Annotated in this window: 20 protein-coding genes; 10 read left to right on the forward strand and 10 right to left on the reverse strand. The window is 68.6% G+C overall.

Going from position 1 to position 23,429, the window contains the following annotated elements; translation table 11 throughout:
* Nucleotides 1-57: 57 nt before the first annotated feature.
* The 3 genes from LVB77_RS07410 to fdhD are packed head-to-tail and all read right to left on the reverse strand — an operon-like array spanning nucleotide 58 to nucleotide 3,564.
* Complete coding sequence (locus tag LVB77_RS07410) at nucleotides 58-312, reverse strand: hypothetical protein (RefSeq protein ID WP_232909511.1); 255 nt, start codon at nucleotides 310-312, stop codon at nucleotides 58-60.
* Nucleotides 296-2,647 carry an FdhF/YdeP family oxidoreductase gene (locus LVB77_RS07415; RefSeq protein WP_232909512.1) on the reverse strand — a complete coding sequence of 784 codons (2,352 nt, stop codon included), beginning with the start codon at nucleotides 2,645-2,647 and terminating at the stop codon, nucleotides 296-298. The genes LVB77_RS07410 and LVB77_RS07415 overlap by 17 nt, the downstream gene beginning before the upstream one ends.
* Nucleotides 2,644-3,564, reverse strand: coding sequence for a formate dehydrogenase accessory sulfurtransferase FdhD (fdhD, locus tag LVB77_RS07420; protein WP_232909513.1), 921 nt, complete (start codon nucleotides 3,562-3,564; stop codon nucleotides 2,644-2,646). The genes LVB77_RS07415 and fdhD overlap by 4 nt, the downstream gene beginning before the upstream one ends.
* Nucleotides 3,565-3,776: 212 nt before the next feature.
* Between fdhD and LVB77_RS07425 the strand changes: the two genes are divergently transcribed.
* Nucleotides 3,777-4,127 carry a GFA family protein gene (locus LVB77_RS07425; RefSeq protein ID WP_232910198.1) on the forward strand — a complete coding sequence of 117 codons (351 nt, stop codon included), beginning with the start codon at nucleotides 3,777-3,779 and terminating at the stop codon, nucleotides 4,125-4,127.
* A gap of 508 nt (nucleotides 4,128-4,635) precedes the next feature.
* On the opposite strand, the gene LVB77_RS07430 is transcribed toward LVB77_RS07425, so the two are convergent.
* Nucleotides 4,636-6,456, reverse strand: a complete 1,821-nt coding sequence (locus tag LVB77_RS07430) for a DUF885 domain-containing protein (protein ID WP_232910199.1) — start codon at nucleotides 6,454-6,456, stop codon at nucleotides 4,636-4,638.
* Nucleotides 6,457-6,652: 196 nt separating this feature from the next.
* Here LVB77_RS07430 and LVB77_RS07435 point away from each other — a divergent pair, with 196 nt between their 5' ends.
* From LVB77_RS07435 to LVB77_RS07450, 4 genes are all read left to right on the forward strand, one after another.
* Nucleotides 6,653-8,557, forward strand: coding sequence for a S9 family peptidase (locus LVB77_RS07435; protein WP_232909514.1), 1,905 nt, complete (start codon nucleotides 6,653-6,655; stop codon nucleotides 8,555-8,557).
* A gap of 1,044 nt (nucleotides 8,558-9,601) precedes the next feature.
* The gene (locus tag LVB77_RS07440; RefSeq protein ID WP_232909515.1) at nucleotides 9,602-12,247 is read left to right on the forward strand and encodes a TonB-dependent receptor; all 2,646 of its coding nucleotides are present in this window, start codon (nucleotides 9,602-9,604) and stop codon (nucleotides 12,245-12,247) included.
* Nucleotides 12,248-12,412: 165 nt separating this feature from the next.
* Nucleotides 12,413-13,234, forward strand: a complete 822-nt coding sequence (locus LVB77_RS07445) for a DUF4349 domain-containing protein (protein WP_232909516.1) — start codon at nucleotides 12,413-12,415, stop codon at nucleotides 13,232-13,234.
* The gene (locus tag LVB77_RS07450) at nucleotides 13,235-14,137 is read left to right on the forward strand and encodes a DUF2785 domain-containing protein (RefSeq protein ID WP_232909517.1); all 903 of its coding nucleotides are present in this window, start codon (nucleotides 13,235-13,237) and stop codon (nucleotides 14,135-14,137) included.
* A 43-nt stretch (nucleotides 14,138-14,180) separates the two neighbouring features.
* Here LVB77_RS07450 and LVB77_RS07455 read toward each other — a convergent pair whose 3' ends face one another.
* Nucleotides 14,181-14,477: a hypothetical protein gene (locus tag LVB77_RS07455; RefSeq protein WP_232909518.1), complete on the reverse strand. Its 297-nt coding sequence runs from the start codon at nucleotides 14,475-14,477 to the stop codon at nucleotides 14,181-14,183.
* Between the two features lie 113 nt (nucleotides 14,478-14,590).
* On the opposite strand from LVB77_RS07455, the gene speG reads away from it, so the two are divergent.
* Nucleotides 14,591-15,139 (forward strand): spermidine N1-acetyltransferase, encoded by a 549-nt coding sequence (gene speG / locus LVB77_RS07460; protein WP_232909519.1) that lies wholly within the window; start codon nucleotides 14,591-14,593, stop codon nucleotides 15,137-15,139.
* A gap of 22 nt (nucleotides 15,140-15,161) precedes the next feature.
* Here the strand turns inward: speG and LVB77_RS07465 are convergent, their stop codons facing one another.
* Nucleotides 15,162-16,031, reverse strand: a complete 870-nt coding sequence (locus tag LVB77_RS07465; RefSeq protein WP_232910201.1) for a peptidylprolyl isomerase — start codon at nucleotides 16,029-16,031, stop codon at nucleotides 15,162-15,164.
* Between the two features lie 144 nt (nucleotides 16,032-16,175).
* Complete coding sequence (locus LVB77_RS07470; protein WP_232909520.1) at nucleotides 16,176-16,397, reverse strand: hypothetical protein; 222 nt, start codon at nucleotides 16,395-16,397, stop codon at nucleotides 16,176-16,178.
* A 158-nt stretch (nucleotides 16,398-16,555) separates the two neighbouring features.
* On the opposite strand from LVB77_RS07470, the gene LVB77_RS07475 reads away from it, so the two are divergent.
* Both LVB77_RS07475 and LVB77_RS07480 read left to right on the forward strand, forming a co-directional pair.
* Nucleotides 16,556-16,921 carry a PadR family transcriptional regulator gene (locus tag LVB77_RS07475; RefSeq protein WP_232909521.1) on the forward strand — a complete coding sequence of 122 codons (366 nt, stop codon included), beginning with the start codon at nucleotides 16,556-16,558 and terminating at the stop codon, nucleotides 16,919-16,921.
* Entirely contained in the window at nucleotides 16,918-17,835 is a 918-nt protein-coding gene (locus LVB77_RS07480) for a sensor domain-containing protein (protein ID WP_232909522.1), read from the forward strand. The genes LVB77_RS07475 and LVB77_RS07480 overlap by 4 nt, the downstream gene beginning before the upstream one ends.
* 449 nt (nucleotides 17,836-18,284) lie before the next feature.
* Here LVB77_RS07480 and phaZ read toward each other — a convergent pair whose 3' ends face one another.
* Both phaZ and LVB77_RS07490 read right to left on the reverse strand, forming a co-directional pair.
* Complete coding sequence (gene phaZ, locus LVB77_RS07485) at nucleotides 18,285-19,529, reverse strand: polyhydroxyalkanoate depolymerase (protein ID WP_232910202.1); 1,245 nt, start codon at nucleotides 19,527-19,529, stop codon at nucleotides 18,285-18,287.
* A 100-nt stretch (nucleotides 19,530-19,629) separates the two neighbouring features.
* Nucleotides 19,630-20,223, reverse strand: coding sequence for a class I SAM-dependent methyltransferase (locus LVB77_RS07490; protein WP_232909523.1), 594 nt, complete (start codon nucleotides 20,221-20,223; stop codon nucleotides 19,630-19,632).
* A gap of 111 nt (nucleotides 20,224-20,334) precedes the next feature.
* On the opposite strand from LVB77_RS07490, the gene LVB77_RS07495 reads away from it, so the two are divergent.
* Entirely contained in the window at nucleotides 20,335-20,757 is a 423-nt protein-coding gene (locus LVB77_RS07495) for a CopD family protein (RefSeq protein WP_232909524.1), read from the forward strand.
* Nucleotides 20,758-21,170: 413 nt separating this feature from the next.
* A complete protein-coding gene (locus LVB77_RS07500) occupies nucleotides 21,171-21,308 on the forward strand; it encodes a hypothetical protein (protein ID WP_232909525.1) in 138 nt (45 codons plus the stop codon).
* 283 nt (nucleotides 21,309-21,591) lie between these two features.
* Here LVB77_RS07500 and LVB77_RS07505 read toward each other — a convergent pair whose 3' ends face one another.
* Nucleotides 21,592-23,325 carry an alkaline phosphatase gene (locus tag LVB77_RS07505; RefSeq protein ID WP_232909526.1) on the reverse strand — a complete coding sequence of 578 codons (1,734 nt, stop codon included), beginning with the start codon at nucleotides 23,323-23,325 and terminating at the stop codon, nucleotides 21,592-21,594.
* Between the last annotated feature and the right edge of the window lie 104 nt (nucleotides 23,326-23,429).

The following is a 23,429-nucleotide window of genomic DNA, read 5'->3' on the forward strand; positions in this document are numbered from 1 at the left end:
GCCGTGCGAGGTGAAGCGCTCGTGGACCCGTGTCGCATCCGAACCGCGACACCGCGCTCAGCCGGCGATGCCGCCTTGCCGCAGGCGCTCGCGTCCGCGTTCGGTCAGGACCGCCAACCGGCTTTCGCCCTGGGTTTCCACCCGCACCCAACCCGGCCCCGGCTCGCCGCCGATCGCGTCGTCGCCGATCCAGGCCAGTTCGCGCAGCAGCACGCTCATGCGCACGCGCAGACGCTTGCACAGGCGCGGCAGCGAAACCCCGGCCGGATGTTCGGCCAACGCCGCCAGCAGCGGCTCAGTCAACTCGGACAAGGCCGATGTCCCGAGGCGATTGCAGGCCCTGCGCCGCTTGCGGCTGGTGCGGATGCACGATCACCGGGATCGATTTGGAGGTCGGCGTGCGCGCCTCGTCGGCGAAGCTGGACAGCGGCACCAGCGCGTTGGTCTCGGGGTAGTAGGCGGCCAGGCAGCCGCGCGGGATGTCGTACTCGACCAGCAGGAAACGCCGGGCGATGCGTCGGACCTGGTCCTCGCACAGGCTTTCCAGATCGACCCAGTCGCCGGCTTGCAGGCCGAGTCGGGCAATGTCGTCGCGATGGATGAACAGCACCCGGCGTTCGCCGAACACGCCGCGGTAGCGGTCGTTGCTGCCGTAGATGGTGGTGTTGTACTGGTCGTGCGAGCGCGTGGTCGCCAGCGTGAACACCGGTTGCTCGCGGCCGGCGCGGGCGCGATGCACGGGCAGATCGGTCGGCACCGCGTGGGCCTTGAACAGCGCCTTGCCGGCGGCATTGGTCCAGCGCCGCTCGGCCGCCGGATTGGTCAGATGGAAACCGCCGGGCACGCGCACGCGCTGGTTGAAATCGTGGAAGTCGTCGAACACCGCGGCGATGCGGTCGCGGATGCGGTCGTAGTCGCCGATCAGCCACAGCCACGGCAGCCGGCTGCGCGCGCCCAGGGTGGCCGCAGCCAGGCGCGCGACGATGGCCGGTTCCGACAGCAGGTCCGGCGAGGCCGGCGCGTTGATGCCGGCCGAGAGGTGGACCATGCTCATCGAGTCCTCCACCGTCACCGCCTGCGCCCCGCCTTCCTGGATGTCGATCTCGGTGCGGCCCAGGCAGGGCAGGATGTAGGCGTCGCGGCCGTGGACCAGGTGGCTGCGGTTGAGCTTGGTGGTCACGTGCACGGTCAGCTCGCAACGCCGCAGCGCGCGGTGGGTGGCCTCGGTGTCCGGCGTGGCGGTGGCGAAATTGCCGCCCAGGCCGAAGAAGGTCTTGCAGCGGCCGTCGAGCATGGCCTCGATCGCGCCGACGGTGTCGTGGCCGTGTTCGCGCGGCGGCTCGAAACCGAACACCTCGCGCAGGCGATCCAGGAATTCGGGCGCGGGCTTCTCGTAAATGCCCATGGTGCGGTCGCCCTGCACATTGCTGTGGCCGCGCACCGGGCAGGGGCCGGCGCCGGGGCGGCCGATGTTGCCGCGCAACAGCAGCAGGTTGCAGAGCATCTGGATGGTCGCGACCGAGTGCTTGTGCTGGGTGATGCCCATGCCCCAGCAGCAGATCACGCTCTTGGCCTGCAGATAGATGTCGCCGGCGCGTTCGAGCTGCGCGCGGCTGAGGCCGGACTCGGTCTCGATGGTGTCCCAGGATTCGCCTGCGACCTCGGCCGCGAAAGCCTCGAAACCCTGCGTATGCTCGGCGATGAAATCCAGGTCGATCACCCGTTCGCGGCCTTCGCGCTGGGCCTGCGCATCGACTTCCAGCGTGCGCTTGATCATGCCCTTGACCGCGGCCAGGTCGCCGCCGATGCGCAACTGGAAGTAATCCGACGAGATCCGCGTCGAACCGTTGTGCAGCATCTGCAGCTTGTCCTGCGGATCGGCGAACCGCTCCAGCCCGCGTTCGCGCAAGGGATTGAACGACACGATCGCCGCGCCGCGTTGCGCGGCCTTGCGCAGCTCGCCGAGCATGCGCGGATGGTTGGTGCCCGGGTTCTGACCGAAGATCAGGATCGCCTCGGCGATCTCGAAATCGTGCAGCTGCACGGTGCCCTTGCCGGTCCCCAGCTGCGCCTTCATGGCCGTGCCCGAAGGTTCGTGGCACATGTTCGAGCAGTCGGGGAAGTTGTTGGTGCCGTACTCGCGCACGAACAACTGGTACAGGAACGCGGCCTCGTTGCTGCAGCGCCCGGAGGTGTAGAACAGCGCCTGGTCGGGCGAGTCCAGCGCGTTGAGGTGCGCGCCGATGCGGGCGAAGGCTTCGTCCCAGGCGATCGGCCGGTAGCGGTCGCTGGCTGCGTCCCAGCGCATCGGATGGGTCAAGCGGCCCAGGTTCTCCAGCCACTGGTCGCTGTAGCCGGCCAGTTCGGCGACGGTGTACTCGCCCAGCAGTTCCGGCGTGGCGCGATGGCGCGTGGCCTCGGCGGCCACGGCCTTGGCGCCGTTCTCGCAGAACTCGAAGGTCGAAGTGTGGTCGCGGTCGGGCCAGGCGCAGCCGGGACAGTCGAAGCCGTCGGGCTGGTTGGCCGACAGCAGGGTGCGCGCGCCGTGCACCGGCACGTCCTGCTCCAACAGATGCTTGGCGACGCTGCGCAGCGCGCCCCAGCCGCCGGCCGGGCCGTCGTAGGGGCGGATGGTCTTCTTGCTCATGGCTTGCGTTCCGTGGCCTTGCGCGCGCGGGAGGGCGCCGCTCGCATGGCGCGCGCGGCGTCGTCGGCATCGTCTTCGATCAGGCGTTGCCTGTGGGTGTAGACGGCATGGCCGTCGTCGCGGGCGAAGCCGATCAGGGTCAGATTCGCCGATTGCGCCAGCGCGATCGCCAGCGCGGTCGGCGCCGAGATAGCGGCCAGCAGCGGTATCCCGGCCTGCGCGGCCTTCATCGCCATCTCGTAGCTCGCGCGGCTGGTGACCACGGCGAAGCCCTGCGACGGCTCGTGTCCGGCCGCGACCAGCGCGCCGATCAGCTTGTCGAGCGCGTTGTGGCGGCCGACGTCCTCGCGGACCAGCCGCACCCGGCCTTCGCCGTCGGCCCAGGCCGCGGCATGGGTGGCGCCGGTCAGGGCGTTGAGCGGCTGGCCCTGCTGCAACTCGTGCAGGGCACGGTGCAGCGCATCGGTCCGGATCCGGATACCGTCGCCGACCCGCGGCGGCGGACGCAGCACCGCCTCGATGCTCTCGCTGCCGCACACGCCGCAGCCGCTGCGGCCTTGCAGGTTGCGGCGGCGCTGCTCGAGCGCGGCCGCGCGCGGCTCGGGGATGGTCATGGACACGCGGATGCCTTCCAGCGAGGTCGCGATCCCGTCGACGCGCAGCTCGTCGGCGCGGGCGACGATGCCCTCGCTGAGCGAAAAGCCCAACGCGAAATCGCCCACGTCTTCGGGCGTGGCCATCATCACCGCGAACGCGCTGCCGTTGTAACTCAGCGCGATCGGCACCTCGTCCGCGATCGCGTCCAGCCCTTCGCTCACGCGCGCGCCGCGGCGGCGATGCACGCGGCGTTGCACGGCGCCCGCGGCGGACGGGGCGGCAGGCTGGCGAGACGCGGATTTGGAGGGCGCTGGTTTCATCGGATCGTGCCGGGTCGTGCGGCGGTGGCGTTCGGAGCGGGCCTGCGGGGCGAGCCGCAGGCCCCAGCGCCAAGGGTACGCCGACCGCGGCGTCAGCGGCGTCGACCGCCACGATCCGAGCCGATCGGATGCCCGGGTCACGCGCGGACCACGGCGCGCCCGAGTTAAGCTCCGCACGCGCCGATCGCGGCGTGCCCACCCACGAGGACGAGATGACGACGCATACCGGTAGCTGTCATTGCGGCAAGGTCGCCTACCAGGTCGAAGGCGACATCGATCAGGTTCTGGACTGCAACTGCTCGATGTGCCATCGGCGCGGCGGCCTGCTCTGGTTCGTGCCGCGTTCGGCGCTGCAGGTGACCACGGACGAGGCGAACCTGGGCACCTATCGCTTCAACACCGGCGCGATCGCGCACCACTTCTGCACGAATTGCGGTGTGTCGCCTTTCAGCGAAGGCACGGGACCGGATGGGTCGCCGATGGGGTGCGTGAATGTGCGTTGCTTGGAGGGCGTGGATCTGTCGTCGTTGAACGTAATGAAGTGGAACGGACGGGATCATTGAGGGGACGGCTGTTGCGGTCGTTGACGGCTCGCGGGCCGTGAACCGCGATTGGTGCCGTCCGCGCTGAAGTTCCTGGATCCCCGCTTTCGCGGGGATGACGAGCTTAAGCCGAAGCAGGAGCCGGAGATGAGGCCGAAGCCGGAGATGGAGCGGAAGCGGAATTGCTTTCGACTGATCTGCCGTGCGATCCCCGTCGGAGCTACCGGCGGCAACGCCACCCCCAATTCGTCATCCCCGCGAAAGCGGGGATCCAGTGGCTTCAGCGCCATGCCCCGTGTCGTGCGATATGTCCCATGTCGCGCGATTCCGTCGAAGCTCCTGGCGGCAACGCCACCCCCGATTCGTCATCCCCGCGAAAGCGGGGATCCAGTGGCTTCAGCGCCATGCTTCGTATCGCCTTCGGCGCACTGCGACGCGACTTGCTGTCCCGGCCCGAGCGCTACGCGCTCGGGCGTTCGCGGGGATGACGCATCGGTAAAGCCGCGTGCTGCGCACGCGGGCCGATGCGTCACTTGATCGGCTCGTCCAGCATCATCTGGCGCACGAACCGCACCGGCGGGGCGCCGTAGGACAGCACCCGGTCGTGGTAGGCCTTGGCGTTGAACTGCGCGCCCAGCTTGGTCTCCACCGCCTTGCGCATGTCGAAGTGCTCCTGCGCGCCGACGAAGTAGGTCGGCAGCTGCGCCGAGGTCAGCTGCGCGCGCACCCACTTGCCTTCGGCCTCGCTGGCCTGCTGGAAGGCCTGCTTGGTCATCAGCTCCATCGCCTGTTCCTTGCTCCAGTTGTCGACCTGCACGCCCTGGTCGAGGATGGCGTTGGCGATGGTGCGCAGGTAGAACTTCAGCTGGACCAGGCGGAACAGCGGGTCGTTATCCAGATAGCCGGCGTCGGCCATCATGTCCTCGGTGTAGACCGCCCAGCCTTCGGCGAACAGGCCCGAGCGCAGCACCGCGCGCAGCGTCGACGGCGACTTGGCCGAATGCGCGCCTTCCAGGTAATGACCGGGCATCGCCTCGTGGATCGACAGCAGGTGGATCATGCGGTTGTTGTACTCGCGCAGGAACGAATCGACCTGCTTGTCGCTCCAGTCGTCCGGGATCGGCGAGATCGCGTAGTAGGTGTCCAGGCCGCGATCCAGCGGGCCGGGCGAGTCGCAATAGGCCACCGCGACGCCGCGCTGGAACTCCGGCATCAGGATGATCTTGACCGGGTCGTTGGGCACCGTGACCAGGTCCTTGGCGCGCGTGAACGCGGTGGCGTCGGCCAGGGTTTGCTTGGCGAAGTCGACCACCTTGTCGCGTGCGGGCTTCTCGGCGTAGGCCAGTTCCAGCGCGGCCTCGATCGCCTTCTGCTGTTCCTCGGCGCTGGGCTTGTCCGGCAGCGCGGGCGCGCCGGCCTTGTCCTTCAGCACCTTCTGCGCGATCGCGTACATGTCGTTGCGCACGCGCACCAGCTCGCCCTCGGCGCGCTGCTTGATTTCGGCGCGCGACAGCGACGAGTTCAGCGAGTACTGCAGCTTTTCGTCGTACAGGGTCTGGCCGATGCGGAAATTGCCCTTGGCGTTGGGCACCAGGGTCTCGTCCAGCCACTTCTGCTGCTCGGCCACCGCCTTGCGCAGGCCGGCGACGGCAGCGTCCAGGCGCTTGCGGTCGGCGCCCTGCAGCTTGCCGGCGTTGGGCACGATGAAGGTGTCGACCAGGCTGAGCACGCCGGCGTTCTGCTTGGCGACGGTCTCGGCGTGGATCTTCGGCACCCGGGTCGGGTCGAGGTTGGCGCGGGCCTGGGCGAAGATCTGCGGGATCTTCTCCATGCGCGCGGTCGCCGCCTTCAGGCGCTGCGGCATCGGCGCGAACTCGCGCGCCATCAGGTTGTAGATCGCGCCGCCGGCCAGGCCGCTATAGACCTGCGGATCCCAGGCCCAGCTCTGCAGGGTTTCGATGCCCCACACGTCCGAGCGCAGCTGGTTGCGCAGGATCGCCGCGTCGATCTGGTTCTCGCGCGACAGCTTGCCCAGATCGACCGTGTCGAGCTCGGCCAGCAGCTTCTTGGCGAAATCGACCTGGGCCTTGCGGCCGGCCTCGCTGAGGTCGTCGACCTCGCTGTCGTAGGCGTGCTCGCCGATCTGGGTAGCCGAGACCGGATTGAGCTTGAGCCAGCCGTCCAGCCACTGCTTGGACAGGGCCGCGAAGCGGGCGTCGACGGCGGCGTCGGCGCTGGCGGTCGCGGCACCGGCGGCGGCTGCGGGCGCCTGCGGCGCGTCGGCCGTCTTCGGCTGGCAGGCGGCGAGGGTGACGGTCAGCAGGGCCAGGGCTAGCGGCGACTTACGCAGGCGCATACGGGGTCTCTAGGAGGCGGCGGACGCCGCGATCCGCTCAGGATATCGCGCGCGCGGGGCGGCCCGCATAGGCCGTTGGTCGCGCCTGGGGCTTTGCCGATCCGGCCGCTGAGGCCGGCGCGGCCGGTTCCTGGACGCGCGGGAACGGGCTACCCTAGCCGCGCCGGGCAATCCGGCATCAGGGGAAATCATGCGTGTACTGCTGTTGGCCGCCTTGCTGGCCACGACCGCGGCTACGGCCGCGAATGCCTGGGCCGGGACGCCCACGCTGGACGACTTTCTCAAGGACGCGCGTTTCGAGCAGTTGATCCTGTCGCCCAGTGGCGAGTATTTCGTCGTCAAGGTGCCGCAGGCCGATCGGACGGTGATGGCGATCCTGCGCCGCGACGATCTCAAGCTGGTCGCCCATTTCAATCCGGGGGCGAACCGCTTCGTCGACGACTACTACTGGGTATCCGACCGACGCGTGTACGCGACGATTCTGGAGCGCGAAGGCAAGGCCGAGCAGCCGGACGAGATGCTGGGCGTTCGTTGGCTGGACGTGGACGGCAAGAACGGCGCGAGCTGGGGCGCCAATGTACTGAGCTTTCTCGACGAGCCGGGCATGGTCCTGGTGAGGGGCTGCGACCCGAGCCGTAGCCGTTTGCGCAGTGGCGATCGTTTTGAATGCGCATCCGGAGTGTACAAACGCCACCTCGACGATGAGCTTGGAAAAAAGCGCAAAGAAGTGGTGGGTTCGCCCGAACCGGACTCCGAGTTCCTGGCCGACAGCAAAGGCCGGGTGTCGTTCAGTTGGAGCTGGGACAAGGACAGCAAGCAACACCTGTATCGGCGCCAGGGCGAGCAGTGGTTGCTGGTGAACGACGAATCCGTCAGCGGCGTCAGCGTCACGCCGTACGGCACCAGCGCCGACGGGCGCTACGGTTACCTGTGGAGCGAGCGCAAGCAGGGGCCGGACGTCATCGAGCGTATCGACCTGGACAACGGCGAACGCATCGTCGTGGCCTCCGATCCGGACAGCAACCCGCAGGGCCTGGTGTGGTCGCTGGATCGCAGGGAGCCGGTCGGTGCGGTCTACGGCGGCATGCAGCCCAAGACCCAGTTCTTCGACGAGGCCCATCCGCACGCGCGCCTGCTGCGCGCGATGGAGCAGGAGTTTCCGAACGAACTCGCGCACATCACCAGTGCCAGCCGCGACGGCAGCCTGGCGGTGGTGATGGTGGAGGGCGCCAAGGAACCGTCGCGCTACTACTTGCTGCATACCGGCACCGGCAAGCTCGAATTGCTGGTCAAGAGCCGGCCCTGGTTGAATGCCGCCGACATGGCGCCGACGCGTCCGGTCGAGTTCAAGGCCAGGGACGGGCTGAGCATCCGCGGTTGGCTGACGCGTCCGGAAGGCAGCGCCCCGGTGCCGCTGGTGCTGATGCCGCACGGCGGGCCGTTCGATGTCGAGGACGAGTGGTACTACGACAGCGAAGTGCAGATGCTGGCCACGCGCGGCTACGCGGTGTTGCGGGTCAATTTCCGCGGCTCGGGCGGGCGTGGACGCGACTTCATGGAAGCCGGGTACCGTCAATGGGGCGCGGCGATGCAGGACGACCTCACCGATGCGACCCGGTGGGCGATCGCGAATGCGGGCGTCGATGCGCGCCGCATCTGCATTTGGGGCGGCAGCTACGGCGGCTACGCGGCGTTGATGGGCGCGGTGCGCGAGCCCGATCTGTACCGCTGCGTGGTCGGCTTTGCCGGGCCCTACGATCTTTCTCTGATGTACAGCAAGGGCGACATCCGTCGCAGCCGTTACGGCCGTGGCTTCCTGCGCACCACGCTGGGCAAGGACGAAGCGGAGCTGGAGCGGATTTCGCCGGCCAGTCATGCCGGCGAAATCAAGGCCGGCATCTTGCTGGTGCACGGCATGCTGGACGAGCGGGTGCCGCCGGCCCACGCCAAGGCGATGAAGCGCGCGCTGGATAAGGCGGGCAAGTACTACGAGACCTATTTCCCCGCCCAGGAAGCGCACGGGTTCTACGGTGACGCCAGCCGGCGTAAGTACTACGACACCGTGCTGGCCTTCCTGGACAAGCACCTGCGCTGAGTACGCGTATGCGTTCCGGCGCGGTCGTGCGCGGCCCGATGGCCCCGGCTGCGTCCGTGCCGATTCCGCGCAAACGCGCGCGCAAGGCGATAGCGAGTGCGGAATTTGGTCCGATCTTCGGGCGGGCCCCACATAACCATCGCTTATGCGCTCATGGAGCATCGGCTCGTCGGGACGCCGCCAGGCCGTGCTGTCGCAGAGAGCGCGCAAAGGCGGCCGGCGGGTGGGACGCTGCCTGTTTCGCGGCGGTAGTGCACGGTACGAACACCCGCGTGCGAGACCGTCCCCGCTCGTGCGCGGCGGCCTGCTCGCGGCCGCGCCGGCACCGGAAGTCCTTGCGGCTGCTGGGTTTCAGCCTTCTTCGCACCAGCGCTGTGTGGTGGCGCATGGACTGCGCGTCGGCCGCGGTCTGTGGTGCGGTCCCGTCTCGAGACATCGGCCGCCGACCTCGGACTTGAATGCGCAGCCGTCTTCGCCCTCACGGCCTTCGCATTCAGGCTTCGTTTGGAAAAGCGATTCGCGTCGGCCTTGTGGCCCTGCCTGGGTCGCCGCCGCCGCTTGACGCGTGTCTGACGCAATGCAACAAATTGCTCATCGCCGCAGCACGCGGCCACTGCAAGACCCGCAACTCGTGATCGTCACCGGACAATTTTCATCGCGTTTCCGCCGCATGCCGGCCAACGCCCTGCGCTGTACGAAGCGGTGTTGTCGCTGAGGCGACCGTCGACTTCCGTTCCGCCGCTGTCCTCACGAGTTCCGCATGACCCCGCACTCCTACTTCCGCGCGCCGCTGGCGCGCCGTCTACGCACCGATATGCCGCGCGTCCGCGCCGGCCGGTGTAGATCGCAGGCGATGCCTTACATCGGCTGAGCCTGCCAACGCCTACCGTCCCGTAGCGGCACGCGAGCGCATCCGACTCGCGGCTTCTCTCCCTCTCCCAGGTCGCGCCTCACGCGTGGTGGCGCGGGTGCGCTGCGGCGTGCCGCTACGGGCGGACCTTTCGTCGTTCTTGCCTTCTCTTGATCGCTTACTGGAGTGTTCGCATGTCGTTGTCCGATGCCGTATCCCGCTTTTCTCCGCCGCGTCCGCGTCCGCTGATCCTGGCCTTGGCGCTGGCCCTGGCCGCGCCGCTGGCGCAGGCCGACGAAACCGCCGCCGATGCCGGCGTCACCCTCGATGCGGTGCAGGTTACCGGCACCAATCTGCGCCGCAGCGACGAGGCCGGCGTCAATCCGGTGCTGGTGCTGGATCGCGCCACCATCGAACGCAGCGGCAAGGTCACGGTGTCCGACCTGCTGCGCAGCCTGACCGCCAACAGCGGCAACAGCTTCAACGAGCAGTACACCGGCAGCTTCGCCAACGGTTCGGCCGGCGTGTCGCTGCGCGGCCTGAGCCAGAAGAACACGCTGGTGCTGGTCAACGGCTACCGCGTGGCCGCCTACGGTTTCGCCCAAAACACCCAGGACAACTTCGTCGATCTCAATGCGCTGCCGCTGGGCGCGGTGGAGCGGATCGAGGTGCTCAAGGACGGCGCCTCGGCGCTGTACGGTTCCGACGCGATCGCCGGTGTGGTCAACATCATCCTGCGCCGCAAGATCGAGGGCGTGGAGTTGGATGCGGCGTACGGCGCCGCCACCGAAGGCGGCATCGACCAGCGCAGCATCGGTGTGCGTGCGGGCCTGGGCGATCCGGACAAGGACGGCTACAGCCTGCGCTTCAGCCTGGACGTGCTGGACCGCGGCCGTCTCGATGCCGACGAGCGCGATCTGACGCGCGACGGCGACTACCGCGACCAGCCCGGCGGACGGCTGGCGGGCTGGTCGACCCAGGGCGGTGCGTATCTGAGCAATCCGCGCGCGCCGCAGCGTTTCGCCCATTGCCAGCCCGGCACGCAGGCGCGGCCCTACGCCGATTTCGGCAGCCCGCTGCCGGGCGAGGCCTGCGCGTTCAACACCCAGCCCTATCGCACCCTGTTGCCGGACGTGGAGCGCTATCAGGCCTCGCTGGCCGGCGACTACTGGTTCAACGATTCGGTGCAGGGCTTCGCCGAACTGCTGTACAGCACCAGCCATAACGGCACCTATTTCGGCGCGCCGCTGTCGGTGGGCGCGGGCCTGCGCGCCTACGACCGCAACACCGGCCGCCTGGTCGATATTCCGGTGGTGCTGCCGGTCGGGCATCCGAACAACCCGTTCGGGGTGCCGACGCCGTTCGAAACCACGTTCCTGGACCTGGGCGCGCGCTACAAGATCAACAAGTCGCAGTTCCAGCGCACCCTGGTCGGACTGCGCGGACGCGGCGAGGTGTGGGATTGGGAACTGGCGGCCAACTACTCCGAGAGCCGGCAGCGCGAGTACGTGCGCAACTTCGTCGACCGTTATGCGTTCGAGCGCGTGCTCGCCGACGGCAGCTACGATTTCCTGAATCCGGCTAGCACGCCGCTGGCGCTGGAATCGCTGCGCCTGTCCACGCGCCGCCCGGGTACCTATCGTCTGGCCACGGTCAACGCCAAGGTGTCCGGCTTCCCCTGGCAGTGGCGCGCGGGCGACGTCGGCGTCGCCGGCGGCGTCGAGTTCCGCGACGAGGCGCAGGACGCACGCACCAGCCCGCAGGTGCTGTCGGGCACCGAGCTGCGCCCGGCGATCAACCTGATCGACGGCCAGCGCCGCGTGTCGGCGGCGTTCGTCGAGTTCAGCCTCAAGCCGTTCGAGAACGTGGAGGTGCAGCTGGCCGGGCGCGGCGACCATTACAGCGACTTCGGCAGCGCGTTCTCGCCCAAGCTGGGCGTGCGCTGGCAGCCCAGCGAGGACTGGCTGCTGCGGCTCAACGCCTCGCGTGGCTTCCGCGCGCCGTCGCTGCCGGAAATCGCGCAGAGCACCACGATCAGCTACGGCAGCGTGATCGACCCCTACGATCCGGTGCAGCCCGGCGGCTCGCGCGGCGTCACCATCCTGCGCGCCGGCAACCCGGACCTGGACGCCGAGCGTTCCAGCAACGTCAACCTGGGCGCGTTGTGGTCGCCCAGCGCCGACACCAGCCTGGGCGTGGACCTGTACCGCATCCGCCAGCGCGACCTGATCGGTCCCGACAGCCTGCAGGCCATCGTGTCCAACCCGGCGGCGTATCCCGGCCGCGTGACGCGCGACGCGCAAGGGCGTCTGCAGCTGATCGAGAACCGCTACGCGAACCAGGGCACGCTGACGACCACCGGTTTCGACATCGAGGGGCGCCAGGTCTGGCATGCCGGCGACGTCGACTGGACCCTGGACGGCAGCTGGACGCGCCTGCTCAGCTACGAGCAGCCGCAGGTCGCCGGCGAGCGCGCGCTGGAAGGCGCGGGCGGCAATCGCTTCGGCGCGCTGCCGAAGTGGCGCGGCATCACCTCGCTGGGCGTCGGCCGCGGCGACTGGAACGCGCAACTGTCGTGGCGCTACATCGGCGGCTACGCCCAGCAGGTGGTCGATGCGCGCAGCAATCCCGGACTGCGCGGCAAGGTCGAGGACAGCCATACCTTCGACCTGTATCTGGCTTACCAAGGCGTGCGCGATAGCACCGTCTACCTGTCGGTGCAGAACCTCACTGACCGCGATCCGCCGTTCGATCCGGCCGGTGGCGCGCTGCCCTACGACATCACCCAATACGACGGACTGGGCCGGTTCGTGACGGTCGGCTTCAAGCACCGGTTCTGAGACCGGCATTGCGGAGCCGCGTCTCGGGCGCGGGGCCGCAGCGGTTGCGACCGCCTGACGAGCGGCTTGCGCCGCGCTGAACGCCCCTTGGCCACCCCGCTGGCGAACGCCGGCGGGGCGATGCCATAGTCGGCCCAGCCCACAGGGGGCGCGGGGAGCATCGCGATGCGCAGCGTTTGGACCACGGCCGTCCTGGCCTTGAGCTTGGCGACCCTGGTCGCCTGCAGCAACAGCAAGCAGGCCGAGATGGCCTCCGCGGCGGCCCCGGCCGACAGCGCGTCCGCCGCGCCAGGCCGCGCCGGTGGCGCCGCCGAGAGCCTGGGCGTGAAACTGGCCTACGAACACGAAGTGGACCTCAAGGTCGAAGCGGCCGACATTCCCAAACGCCTGCGCGCCGCACAGGACGCCTGCAACGGCGGCAAGTTCGGTCCTTGCGCGGTGCTGGGCCTGCAGCAGCAGGGCGGCGACGTTCCCAGCGCCAGCCTGCAGGTGCGGGTGGTGCCCGCGGGCGTGGACCCGCTGATCGCGCTGGCCGGCAAGGGCGACGAGATCGCCAGTCGCAACACGCACGCCGAGGACCTGGCGGTGGTGATGCGCGACAACACCCTGCTGCAGGACCGTCTGCGCAAGGAGCATGCGCGCCTGCTGGAATTCCAGGGCCGCAGCGATCTCAAGATCCAGGACATGATGGTCCTGTCCAATCAGATCGCGCAGATCGAGGCGCAGTTGCAGGGCGCGCAACAGGAAGGCGCGCAGCAACAGCGCCGGGTCGATACCCAATTGCTGACGCTGCGCTTCAACGCGCCGCAGTCGCAGGCCAACCGCAGCGAGATCGGTCAGGCGCTGGGCGATTTCGGCGCCATCGTGACCGGCGTGGTGGCTTGGATGATCCGCGCGTTCGCGGTGTTGCTGCCCTTGGGCGTGGTCGTGCTGGGCGTGGTGTGGCTGGTGCGCCTGCTGCGCCGGCGCGGGCGCAAGGCGGCCTGAGTGCGCGCCGCGGCGTGCGCGCTGTCGCTGTGGCTGCTGGCCGCTTCGGCGCAAGCCGTCGCGGCACCGGTCGCGGCTTGCCCGCCGGCGGGCTGGGACCGCGCCGCGCTGAACACGTTGAAGCGCGAACAGTTCGCTGTGTCGGATGCAGCGCGTCGCGACGCCCTGGTGCGTGCGTTGACGGCCTGTCTGTCCGATCCGGATCCCGCCCTGCGCGACGGCATCGCCTTCGAAGCGTTGTCGGCATGGATGCGCCAGGGCGCATTGCCGACGCCGACCTTGCGCGCGTTGCGCGACGATCTGTATGCGAGCCTGGACGGTCCGGAGGGCGCGGGCTACGCGCATCCGTTCGCGGCGCTGGTGCTGGCCGAGGTCGCGCGCACCGACCGCATCGCGGCCTGGATGAGCGCGGACGAGCGCGCGGCGATGGTCGCGCGCGCGGTGCGCTACGAGACCTCGGTGCGCGACTACCGCGGCTATGAGCCGGTCGGCGGCTGGCGCCACGGCGTCGCCCACGGCGCCGACTGGCTGATGCAGTTGAGCCTGAATCCGGCCGTGGACGATGCGCAACTGGCGGCGATCGCCGATGCGGTCGCGTCGCAGGCCGTGCCGGAGCGTGCGCATGCCTACACCTTCGGCGAGCCCGAGCGGCTGGCTGCGCCGGTGCTGTACGCGGCGCGGCGCGGCTTTCGCGATGAGGCGCAGTGGACGGCCTGGTTCGCGGCGCTGCCGTCGCGGCTGGGCGATGCCGCCCTGGCCTATCGCGACCCGGCCTGGCTGGCGCGCCGCCACGATCTGGTCGCGTTCCTGCATGCGGTCTACGTGGGAGCCGCGACTTCCGACGACGCGCGCGTGCGCACGCTGCTGCCGGGCGCGACGGCGGCGTTGAAGGCCTTGCGTTAACCGGTTCGCGGTGCCGGCGCGGCTCGCCAGCGTGCGCAGCGGCTCAGCGTTCTTCCTCGCTCTCGAACTCGACCAGCACGTCCAGGTCGAAGGCCAGTGCCTCGACCGCTTCGCGCACTTTCTCGGCGCTGGAACGGTTGGGCGCCTCGATCTCGATTTCGTGGGTGCCGGGGCCTTGGTCGTCGGGCAGGCCGGCCGAACTGGAATCGGAATCGTCCATGCGCGGCATCAGGTCGGCGACCTCCTCGACGTGCTCGATGCCGTCCAGGCTCACCAGAAGGTTGCCGATGGCGCGGGCATCGTCTTCGCTACCGGTCACGCGCAGTCGCAGCAGGGGCATGGGTCCAGTCCTATCGCAAGGGAGCAGGACGAGGCTAGGCGCGGCGGGGAAAAGGCGATGTGAGGATGCGTGCGCGTCATCCGCCGTTTATCCGGATGGAGTAGGGTGCGCGCATGAACGCCAACGAATCCGCCGCCGCACCGGCCGTCACCCTGCGTCCGCTCGAACGCGGCGACCTGCATTTCGTCCATCAGCTCAACAACAACCGCAGCGTGATGGGCTACTGGTTCGAGGAGCCCTACGAGTCCTTCGTCGAGCTGGAAGAGCTGTTCCGCAAGCACATCCACGACCAGTCCGAGCGCCGCTTCATCGTCGAGGACGCGCACGGCGAACGCGTCGGCCTTGTCGAGCTGGTCGAGATCGACCACCTGCACCGGCGCGGCGAATTCCTGATCATGATCTCGCCCGAGCAGCAGCGGCGCGGCTACGCGCGCGTGGCCACCAAGCTGGCGATCAGCTACGCGTTCCGGGTGCTGAATCTGTACAAGCTCTATCTGCTGGTGGACGTAGACAACCTGCGCGCGATCGCGATCTACGAGGGCGCGGGCTTCCAGCGCGAGGGCGTGCTGGTGGACGAGTTCTTCAGCGACGGCCGTTACCGCAGCGTGGTGCGGATGGCGCTGTTCCAGCACCAGGTCTTGAACCACCGCCGCGACGGCTGAGCGTCGCGGCGGCGCTGGTCGCTTACTTGCCCTTGCCTTTGCCCTTGGTCGGCTTGGCCGGCGGCGCCGCCTCGGCGACTTCGCGCGTGGGCAGCGGCACGTTGCACAGATCGATGTGGCCGGCCGGCTGCTTGTACCACTCGTCGCGGCGGTTGCGGCGCGACTCGACGATCTCGTCGAAGGCGGCGCTGTCGGTGCGCAGCACTTCGATCGCGACGCGGTCCTTCTTGGCCACGTCGGCGGCCAGGCGGATCGACGAGATCGGCACGCGCTGGGCCGGATTCTCGTAGAAGCCCAGCGCCCCGGTGCCGCGCGGCAGCACCGACAGCAGTTCCATGCCCTGGACCACGCGGCCGACCACGGTGATGTTGCGGTCGAGCTGACGCGGCGACTGGCCGATCACCACATACAGTTCGGTGCCGTTGCTGGAATCGGCGGCGACGTCGCGGCCGGCGCCGACCATGCCGTAGCAGTGCGCGAGCCAGGCCGACTTGGCCGAGGGATCGCGCGCGGCCGGAAAGCCGTCGGCGAAACCGACCTGCGGCGCCCAGCCATCCGGATCGGGCAGGACGTGGAAGGGCAGCTTGTCGCTGCTGCGCGCGAACTCGGCCGGCAGCTTGGCCTTGGTGCCCTTGCCCAGCGGCTTGCGGCTCTTGTCGTCCTCGGCCGCGTCGCCCCACTGCACGACGAAGTTGTCCTGCGAGCGGTTGATGCTCAGGCCGTTCCAGTAGCCGTTGCGCGCCAGCGCGCGGATGTTGGCGACGTGGGCGGGCGCGAAGTCCGGCGCCAGTTCGATCACCACGCGGCCGCGCGGCAGCGTCAGGTACAAGGTGTCGCGCGGATCCAGTGCGCGCCAATCGCCAGGCTTGGTGGCGTCGATGATTTCCTGCATCGAGCGCGGCTTGGCCGCATCGGCGGCCGCGGCGGCCAACGGCAGCGACAGGGCGGCGGCGAGCAGCCAGGGCGACAGCCAGGTCGCGGTCTTGGACGGGAGCGGCTTGGGCAACGGCTTGGAACGCATCGTGGAATCTCCCCTTCAGGTCGGGGGAGTGTAGTCGTCGCGCAGGAACTGGGTGAACACGCGGCGCCACCGAAACCGGTGCTCGATCACGAAGCGGGCGCGGTCCGCGTCGCGCGGCTCGATGATGCGTCGCCGTATGCGTCGTTCCGTCCTGAAGCCGGCCGCGTCCGGATTCGTGCGCGCGGGTCGCCCCGCGGTGTCGGCGCGGCGGTCGCGCCCGAGGCCCGGGCTGGGCATGCCGGCGGCGCCCTGACCCGCGCTCCGCCCCGGCATCGGGCTGGCCTACGACGCAGACCGCCACGGCGAGGCTGGCTAAGGAGGCCTAATTACTAATGGCATGCGCGGTATACCGAACTTAGTACTACTGTGGACACCAAGCTAGCAGGACCGGGGCCATGACCGACCTAGAACTCCACCTCCGCAAGTTCCAGAAAGAGCTCAGCGCCGGCACCGTGTCGCTGGCATTGCTGGCCGTGCTCGGCGCCGCGCAGGAGCCGATGTACGGGTATCAGATCGCCAAGCGCCTGGAGCGCGAGGGCGAGGGCGTGCTCAGCGGCAAGCAGAGCGCGCTGTACCCGGTGCTGCGCAACCTGGGCGCCGCGGGCCTGCTCGACAGCCACGTCGAGCCCTCGGTGTCGGGCCCGCCGCGCCGCTACTACCGCATCACCGACGCCGGTCGCGAGGTCCTGATCGAATGGACCGCGGCCTGGCGCGCCACCCGAGATTCCGTCGATTCCGTCCTTGAAGGACCGTCCGCATGAACGCCAGCAACGCCACGCTTCCGACTTCGATCCCCGACTACCTGGAGCGCCTGCGCGCGGCGCTGACCGGGGCCGATCCCGCGCTGGTCCAGGACGCGCTCTACGACGCCGAGGAGTACCTGCGCTCGGAGATGGCCGAGAACCCCGGCAAGAGCGAGGCCGAGGTGATCGCCTCGGTCGCCGGCAGCTACGGCGCGCCGGACGAGGTCGCCGATATCTACCGCGACACCGAAGTCACGGTGCAGACCGCCTTGCGCACGCCGCGTCCGAAGCCGCGCAAGTCGACCCTGGGCCAGTTCTTCGGCGTGATCGCCGAGCCGCGCACCTACGCGGCGCTGTTCTACATGCTGCTGTCGCTGGCCACCGGCATCTTTTACTTCACCTGGGTGGTCACCGGCGCTTCGCTGTCGGCCGGTCTGGCGGTGCTGATCATCGGCATCCCGTTCGTGATCCTGTTCCTGGGTTCGGTGCGGGTGCTGTCGCTGGTGGAGGGCCGCCTGGTCGAGGTGATGCTGGGCGAGCGCATGCCGCGCCGGCCCTTGTACAGCGGGCGCGGCAAGCCCTTGCTGGACCGCATCAAGGACATGTTCGTCGACCCGCGCACCTGGGGCACGTTGCTGTACATGGTGTTGATGATGCCGCTGGGCATCCTTTACTTCACTGTCGCGGTGACCGGCCTGAGCCTGTCGCTGTCGCTGATCATGGCGCCGATCGCGCTGGCGCTCGGTCACATGGGTGCCGGCTTCTGGATCAACGACGCCAACATCATGGCGTCGGCGCCGTGGACCTGGCCGCTGTCGATCGCCCTGGGCATCGTGCTGCTGTTCGTGACCCTGCACATCGCGCGCGGCGTCGGCATCTTCCACGGCGCGCTGGCCAAGCATCTGCTGGTGAAGTCGTCGCAGTACAACTGAGCGGGCGGTGGTCGACATGCGAAGGCCCGGCGGAGCGATCCGTCGGGCCTTTCGTTTTTGGGCAAGAAGCAAATCTTCCTTATTCCCCTCAACAAAGGTGGAGACTGCAATGCAGGCTTAGCTTTTGACTCCCTCCTTTTTTAAAGGAAGGTTGGGGAGGATTTGCTTTTGCTGTTGCTCTGCTGCTTCTGACCGAAGGTCAAAGGCTTCCGCCTGCTGCGCATGCGGGTCACTTTCTCTTGCTAGCCCAAGAGAAAGTAACCAAAGAGAAGGGCTTGAGCCCAGAGCTCCCGTGTGGCTTCGGTTCTGGCGCGGGGATTTTTCGATAAGACATCCCTGTCTTATCGAAAAACGGCGCGCGTCCTGCGCGCCGCCCTCCGGGTCTACGTTTGTCTGTGTGAGTGCAGGGCTTTTGGACTTCAATGCCGCAGCAAAGGCAAAGGCAACCGCTACGTTGCGTATTTGGCGATGAAATCGCGCACCTGCGGGTACACCTGTTCGCGCCAGCGGCGGCCGCTGAAGATGCCGTAGTGGCCGGCGCCCTTGACCTCGATGTGCTGGCGGTCGGCTTCGGCGATGCCGGTGCACAGGCGGTGCGCGGCGCGGGTCTGGCCCTGGCCGGAGATGTCGTCCAGCTCGCCCTCGACGGTCAGCAGCGCGGTCTTGCCGATCGCGGCCGGATTCACGCGCTCGCCGGCGACGTCCCATAGGCCGCGCGGCAGCAGGTGTTCCTGGAACACCACGCGGATCGTGTCGAGGTAGTACTCGGCGGGCATGTCGAGCACGGCGTTGTATTCGTCGTAGAAGCGCCGGTGCGAGGCGGCGTCCTCGAGATCGCCCTTGAGCAGGTCCTGGTAGAAATCCCAGTGCGATTGGAAATGCCGCTCCGGATTCATGGCGACGAAGCCGCCGTGCTGCAGGAAGCCCGGATACACGCGACGACCGCCGCCGGGATAGTTGGCCGGCACGTGATGGATCAGGTTGCCCTCGAACCACCACAGCGGCTTGTGCACGGCCAGATCGTTGACCTGGGTGGGGCTTTCGCGGGTGTCGATCGGGCCGCCCATCATCACCAGCGAACGCGGCGTGGTCTCGCCGCGCGCGGCCATCAGCGACACCGCCGCCAGCACCGGCACCGTAGGCTGGCAGACGCTGATCACGTGCAGCCGCTCGGCGCCGATCAGGCGGATGAATTCCTGGATGTAGGCGATGTAGTCGTCGAGCGTGAACGCGCCTTCGCTCACCGGCACCATGCGCGCGTCGATCCAGTCGGTGATGTAGACCTTGTGGTCGCGCAGCAGGGTCTTGACGGTGTCGCGCAGCAGGGTGCTGTGGTGGCCCGACAGCGGTGCGACCACCAGCACCGGCGGATCGTCCTTGAGCTCGGCGATGTTGTCGGCGTCGTCGGCATAGCGCTTGAAGCGCAGCAGGCGGCAGAACGGCTTGCGCTTCATCTCGCGCTCGATCACCGGATAGGTGTCGCCGTCGATCTCCAGCGAGTGGATGCCGAACTCGGGCTTCTCGTAGTCCTTGCCGATCCGGTACAGCAGTTCGTAGCCGGCGGCCACGCGCGAAGCGCCGGGTACCGTCGACAGCCAACTGCCGGGGGCGGCGAACATCTTGGCGCCGGCGTCGGCCCAGTAGGTCATCGGCGCCAGCCAGGCGCGGCCGAGTTCGTGCATCTGGTAAAGCAGCATCGGGCGGATCCCCAGGAACGACGGTTGCGGACGGCGGTTTGCTGCGGCGCAGCATAGCCGATCGCGCGGGCCCCGGCGTTAAGGCCGGGGCGGGGCTTCAGGCGGTGGTTTCCAGCGCGGCGGCGCCCTCGCGCTGGGCCGGCGACAGCCACAGGTGCGAGCCCAGCGGGGCGAAGCCGACGGCCTCGAAGCGCTGGCGGTAATAGCGGGCCGGGCGGCGCTTGAAGCCGACCGTGTCGCCGTCGACGCCGTCCTCGCGGGTGAAGGTCTCCAGGAACGCCACTCCCGCGCACAGCTCGGCCAGGCCGGGCAGGCCGCGTTCGAGTTCACGCGGGGTCAGGTAATGCAGCACGTCGCTGCAGATCAGCAGGTCGACCGCAGGGCAGGGGCGCAGCGATTCGAAATCGCCGAAGCGCGCGTAGTGCAGGTTGCGGCGCGCGCCGTGGCGGGCAATCGCATACTCGCTGCTGTCGAAGCCCAGGTAGCGCAGTTTGGGGCGCAGTTTCAGCAGCGGCGCGCGCCAGGCCGCTTCGCCGGCGCCGATGTCGAGCACGCTGCGGATCGGGCGCTCCAGGTGGTATTCGGCGCTGGCCACGGCCAGGGCAACCTTGCGCTCCAGGCGCGCGCGGCCGCCGATCTCGGGATCGCGGTACCAGCGCTGGAAGTAGTCGCGGTCGTACTGTTTGCTCATCGTGTCCTGCGCGTGCTGCGTGATTGGGGTGGCGGCGGCCGCGGGCGGCGGCGTGGCATCCTAGCGCGGCCGTGCCCCCGGCCCGCAACCGCCACCCACAGGAAGCCTGCGATGAATGCTTACGTTTGGACCAAGACCGCCCATGTCGTGTTCGTAATGGCGTGGATGGGCGGGGTGTTCTATCTGCCGCGGATCCTGGTCAATCTGGCCGAGGCCGGCGACGAGCCGGCGGTACGGGCGCGGCTGGTGTTGATGGGGCGGCGGCTGTATCGGTTCGGCCACATCATGTTCGGGTTGGCGGCGGTGTTGGGGCTGACGTTGTGGCTGCATTTCGGCATCGCGGGGGAGTGGTTGCATGCCAAGTTGACCTTGGTGGTGCTGATGCTGGGGCACTACATTTTGTCGGGGCGTTGGTTGAAGGGGGTGGACAAGGGGCGGGCGTTGCCGAGTGCGAGGACGCTGCGCTTGTTCAACGAGTTGCCGGTGCTGTTGCTGGTGGGCGTGGTGTATCTGGTGTTGGCTAAGCCGTTCTGACCGGTTCGGGTTGGGTGGTGTTTCGCCTGTCGCACATCGACGCGCCTTCTTGGATGCTCCCTGTAGGAGCGGCGTGAGCCGCGACCGCGAACTCCAGCGATCGCGCCTGTCCTATTCTGATTGCCCTTCAGAAACCGATGCTGTGCTCTTGGCTCCCTCCTTTGACAAAGGAGGGTTGGGGAGGATTTGCTTTTGTTCTTGCTCTGCTTCTTCTGACCGAAGGTCAACGGCTTCCGCCTGCTGCGCATGCGGGTCACTTTCTCTTGCTGACCCAAGAGAAAGTAACCAAAGAGAAGGGTCTGAGCCAGGAGCTCTCGTGTGGCTTCGGTTCTGGCGCGGGGATTTTTCGATAGGACATCCCTGTCCTATCGAAAAACGGCGCGCGTCCTGCGCGCCGCCCTCCGGGTCTACGGTTGGTCGTGTGGCTTCGGGTCTATGGACTTCAATGCCGGAGCAAACTCGACGGCAACGGCAACGGCAACGGCAACGGCAACGGCAACGGCAACGGCAACGGCAACGGCAACGGCAACGGCAAATGTGCTGCGTGGTAGCGCTTGTGGCTTTCTGTGGGAGCGGCGTGAGCCGCGATCGCGTCAATGTGCAGACCCGCGCAACAGTCACTGCGCGGAGAACCTTTCCCTTGCCGCTGTAGGATGCGGTGAGCCGAAGGCGAACCGCATCGCCGCCATGCCTCGATGCGACGCGATGGTGCGGTTGTCACCGCACCCTACGGCTAGCGCTCATTCAACCGGCGCGTGCGAACCGCATCGTCGTCGTGCCTCGATACGACGCGTAGGGTGCGGTTATCGCCGCACCCTCAGGCCGGTGCGGGTTTCAACGGCTCTTGAAATCGTCCGGCTTCGGTAGCGTCACCGGGACCTGATGGGCGTCGCAGTCGCCCTTGGCGCAGAGCGCGCCGCGCAGTTTCGGCATCGCCTGCAGCATGAAGTGGAAGATCGTGTTCTGTTCGACGCTGCCGCGTACCGCGTCGCTGCCCGGGCCGCGGGCCCAGATGCCGACGTCGTCGCCGCCGTGGGACTCGTTGCCGGTCGGCACCAGCGCCTCTTGCAGGTAGTCGGGGTGCTCGGTGTCTACCTTGGTCAGGTCCGGTCGGCCGTGCTCGGCCTGCTGGGTACCGCTGGCGGTGTGCTGGAAGCGCTTGGGGCCTTCGGGCTGCTGCGCGCTGGCGCCGACGTAGCCGGGGCCGTTGCTGTAGTTGAGCGTGGTGTAGGGCATGCCCAGCGAATCGCGCGCGTAGTCGTTGGCGTCGCCGTCTTCGCCGCTGGTGCCGCGGACCTTGCCCAGGATCGGATTGCCGCGCACCGGGTAGCCGACGAAGCTGAGCGTGTGCGAGTGGTCGGCGGTGACCAGGATCAGGGTGTCGTCGGCGGAGGTCGCTTCGCTGGCGGCGCGCACCGCGTCGCTGAGGGCGACGGTCTCGGTGAGCGCGCGGTAGGCGTTGCCGTAGTGGTGGGCGTGATCGATGCGGCCGCCTTCGACCAGCAGCACCCAGCCGCTGTCGCCCTTGTCGGCGCTGAGGCGGTTGAGGCGCGCGATCGCGGCGCGGGTCATGTCCGCCAGGCTGGGTTCGCCGGCGCCGTCCTGGGGACGGTCGTGGTCGAACTGCATGTGGTCGGGCTCGAACAGGCCCAGCAGCGGCTTGCCGGCCGGCGCGGCGGCGAACTGCTTGGCGTTCCAGACGTAGCTGCCGTCGGGATGGCGCTGCTTCCAGGCCGCGATCAGGTCGCGGCCGTCCAGGCGCTGGCCGACCTTGTCGTCGTACTCGGGATCGCGCTGTTCGACGGTCATGAAGTTGGTGCGGCCGCCGCCCATCAGCACGTCCGGGCCGGTGCCGTACGGCGATTCGATCATCTGCCGGGCGATGTCCTGGCAGCCGGCGCGCTTGGCGTCCTCGGGTAGGTCGGCGTCGTTTTCCCAGTTGCGGTCGGCCGAATGGCTGAAGGTCGCGCCGGGCGTGGCGTGGGTGACGCGGGTGGTGGTGACCACGCCGGTGGCCAGGCCGCTGCCGGCGGCCAGTTCCCACAGGCTCAGGATCGGCGCGGCGAGGGCGCCGGTGCAGCTGCCGCGCGGGGCCTGCTGGCCGATGCTGAGCACGCCGGCGCGGGTCTTCACGCCGGTGGCCATGGCGCTCATGGTGCCGGCCGAGTCCGGGGTCTGCGAGTCGGTGTTGTAGGTCTTGCTGAGCGCGGTGGACGGGAAGCGCTCCCAGCTCAGGCGGTTTTCCTCGCCCGGTCCGCCCTTCTTCTGGCCCTCGAAGATGCGTGCGGCCGCGACCGTGGTCAGGCTCATGCCGTCGCCGACGAACAGGATCACGTTCTTGGCCTTGCCGCCCATCGCGCCGCGTGCGGCGGCCTGGCTGGCGCCGTCGCGGAACCACCACTGCGGGGTCTCGTCCTGGGGATGGCGGATGGCGGCGACGTCCACCGTCAGCGCGGTGCTGCCCATGGGGGCGGCTGCAGCGGCGGTGGCGCGCGGCGCCGAGCTGGCGCAGGCGGACAGGGACAGGGTGACGGCAAGGGCGAGGCAGGCGGTGCGCGTTGCGGACATCTCGGGGACCGGTGGCGGACGAAACCGCGATTATGCCGTGCGGTTGTTGCTGGAATGGGATACCGGTGTTGCAGCGGCGGGGGTCGCCGCGGTGGGCCGGCTCG

This window comes from Lysobacter sp. 5GHs7-4 (genome assembly GCF_021284765.1).
In the GTDB taxonomy this organism is placed as follows: Bacteria; Pseudomonadota; Gammaproteobacteria; order Xanthomonadales; family Xanthomonadaceae; genus Lysobacter.

Coding starts and splice junctions, on each gene's coding strand:
- LVB77_RS07425 (WP_232910198.1), top strand. CDS start 3,777: ATGACGACGCATACCGGTAGCTGTCATTGCGGCAAGGTCGCCTACCAG.
- fdhD (WP_232909513.1), bottom strand. CDS start 3,564: ATGAAACCAGCGCCCTCCAAATCCGCGTCTCGCCAGCCTGCCGCCCCG.
- LVB77_RS07495 (WP_232909524.1), top strand. CDS start 20,335: ATGAATGCTTACGTTTGGACCAAGACCGCCCATGTCGTGTTCGTAATG.
- LVB77_RS07480 (WP_232909522.1), top strand. CDS start 16,918: ATGAACGCCAGCAACGCCACGCTTCCGACTTCGATCCCCGACTACCTG.
- LVB77_RS07435 (WP_232909514.1), top strand. CDS start 6,653: ATGCGTGTACTGCTGTTGGCCGCCTTGCTGGCCACGACCGCGGCTACG.
- LVB77_RS07470 (WP_232909520.1), bottom strand. CDS start 16,397: ATGCCCAGCCCGGGCCTCGGGCGCGACCGCCGCGCCGACACCGCGGGG.
- speG (WP_232909519.1), top strand. CDS start 14,591: ATGAACGCCAACGAATCCGCCGCCGCACCGGCCGTCACCCTGCGTCCG.
- LVB77_RS07475 (WP_232909521.1), top strand. CDS start 16,556: ATGACCGACCTAGAACTCCACCTCCGCAAGTTCCAGAAAGAGCTCAGC.
- LVB77_RS07440 (WP_232909515.1), top strand. CDS start 9,602: ATGTCGTTGTCCGATGCCGTATCCCGCTTTTCTCCGCCGCGTCCGCGT.
- LVB77_RS07465 (WP_232910201.1), bottom strand. CDS start 16,031: ATGCAGGAAATCATCGACGCCACCAAGCCTGGCGATTGGCGCGCACTG.
- LVB77_RS07415 (WP_232909512.1), bottom strand. CDS start 2,647: ATGAGCAAGAAGACCATCCGCCCCTACGACGGCCCGGCCGGCGGCTGG.
- LVB77_RS07455 (WP_232909518.1), bottom strand. CDS start 14,477: ATGCCCCTGCTGCGACTGCGCGTGACCGGTAGCGAAGACGATGCCCGC.
- LVB77_RS07445 (WP_232909516.1), top strand. CDS start 12,413: ATGCGCAGCGTTTGGACCACGGCCGTCCTGGCCTTGAGCTTGGCGACC.
- LVB77_RS07490 (WP_232909523.1), bottom strand. CDS start 20,223: ATGAGCAAACAGTACGACCGCGACTACTTCCAGCGCTGGTACCGCGAT.
- LVB77_RS07505 (WP_232909526.1), bottom strand. CDS start 23,325: ATGTCCGCAACGCGCACCGCCTGCCTCGCCCTTGCCGTCACCCTGTCC.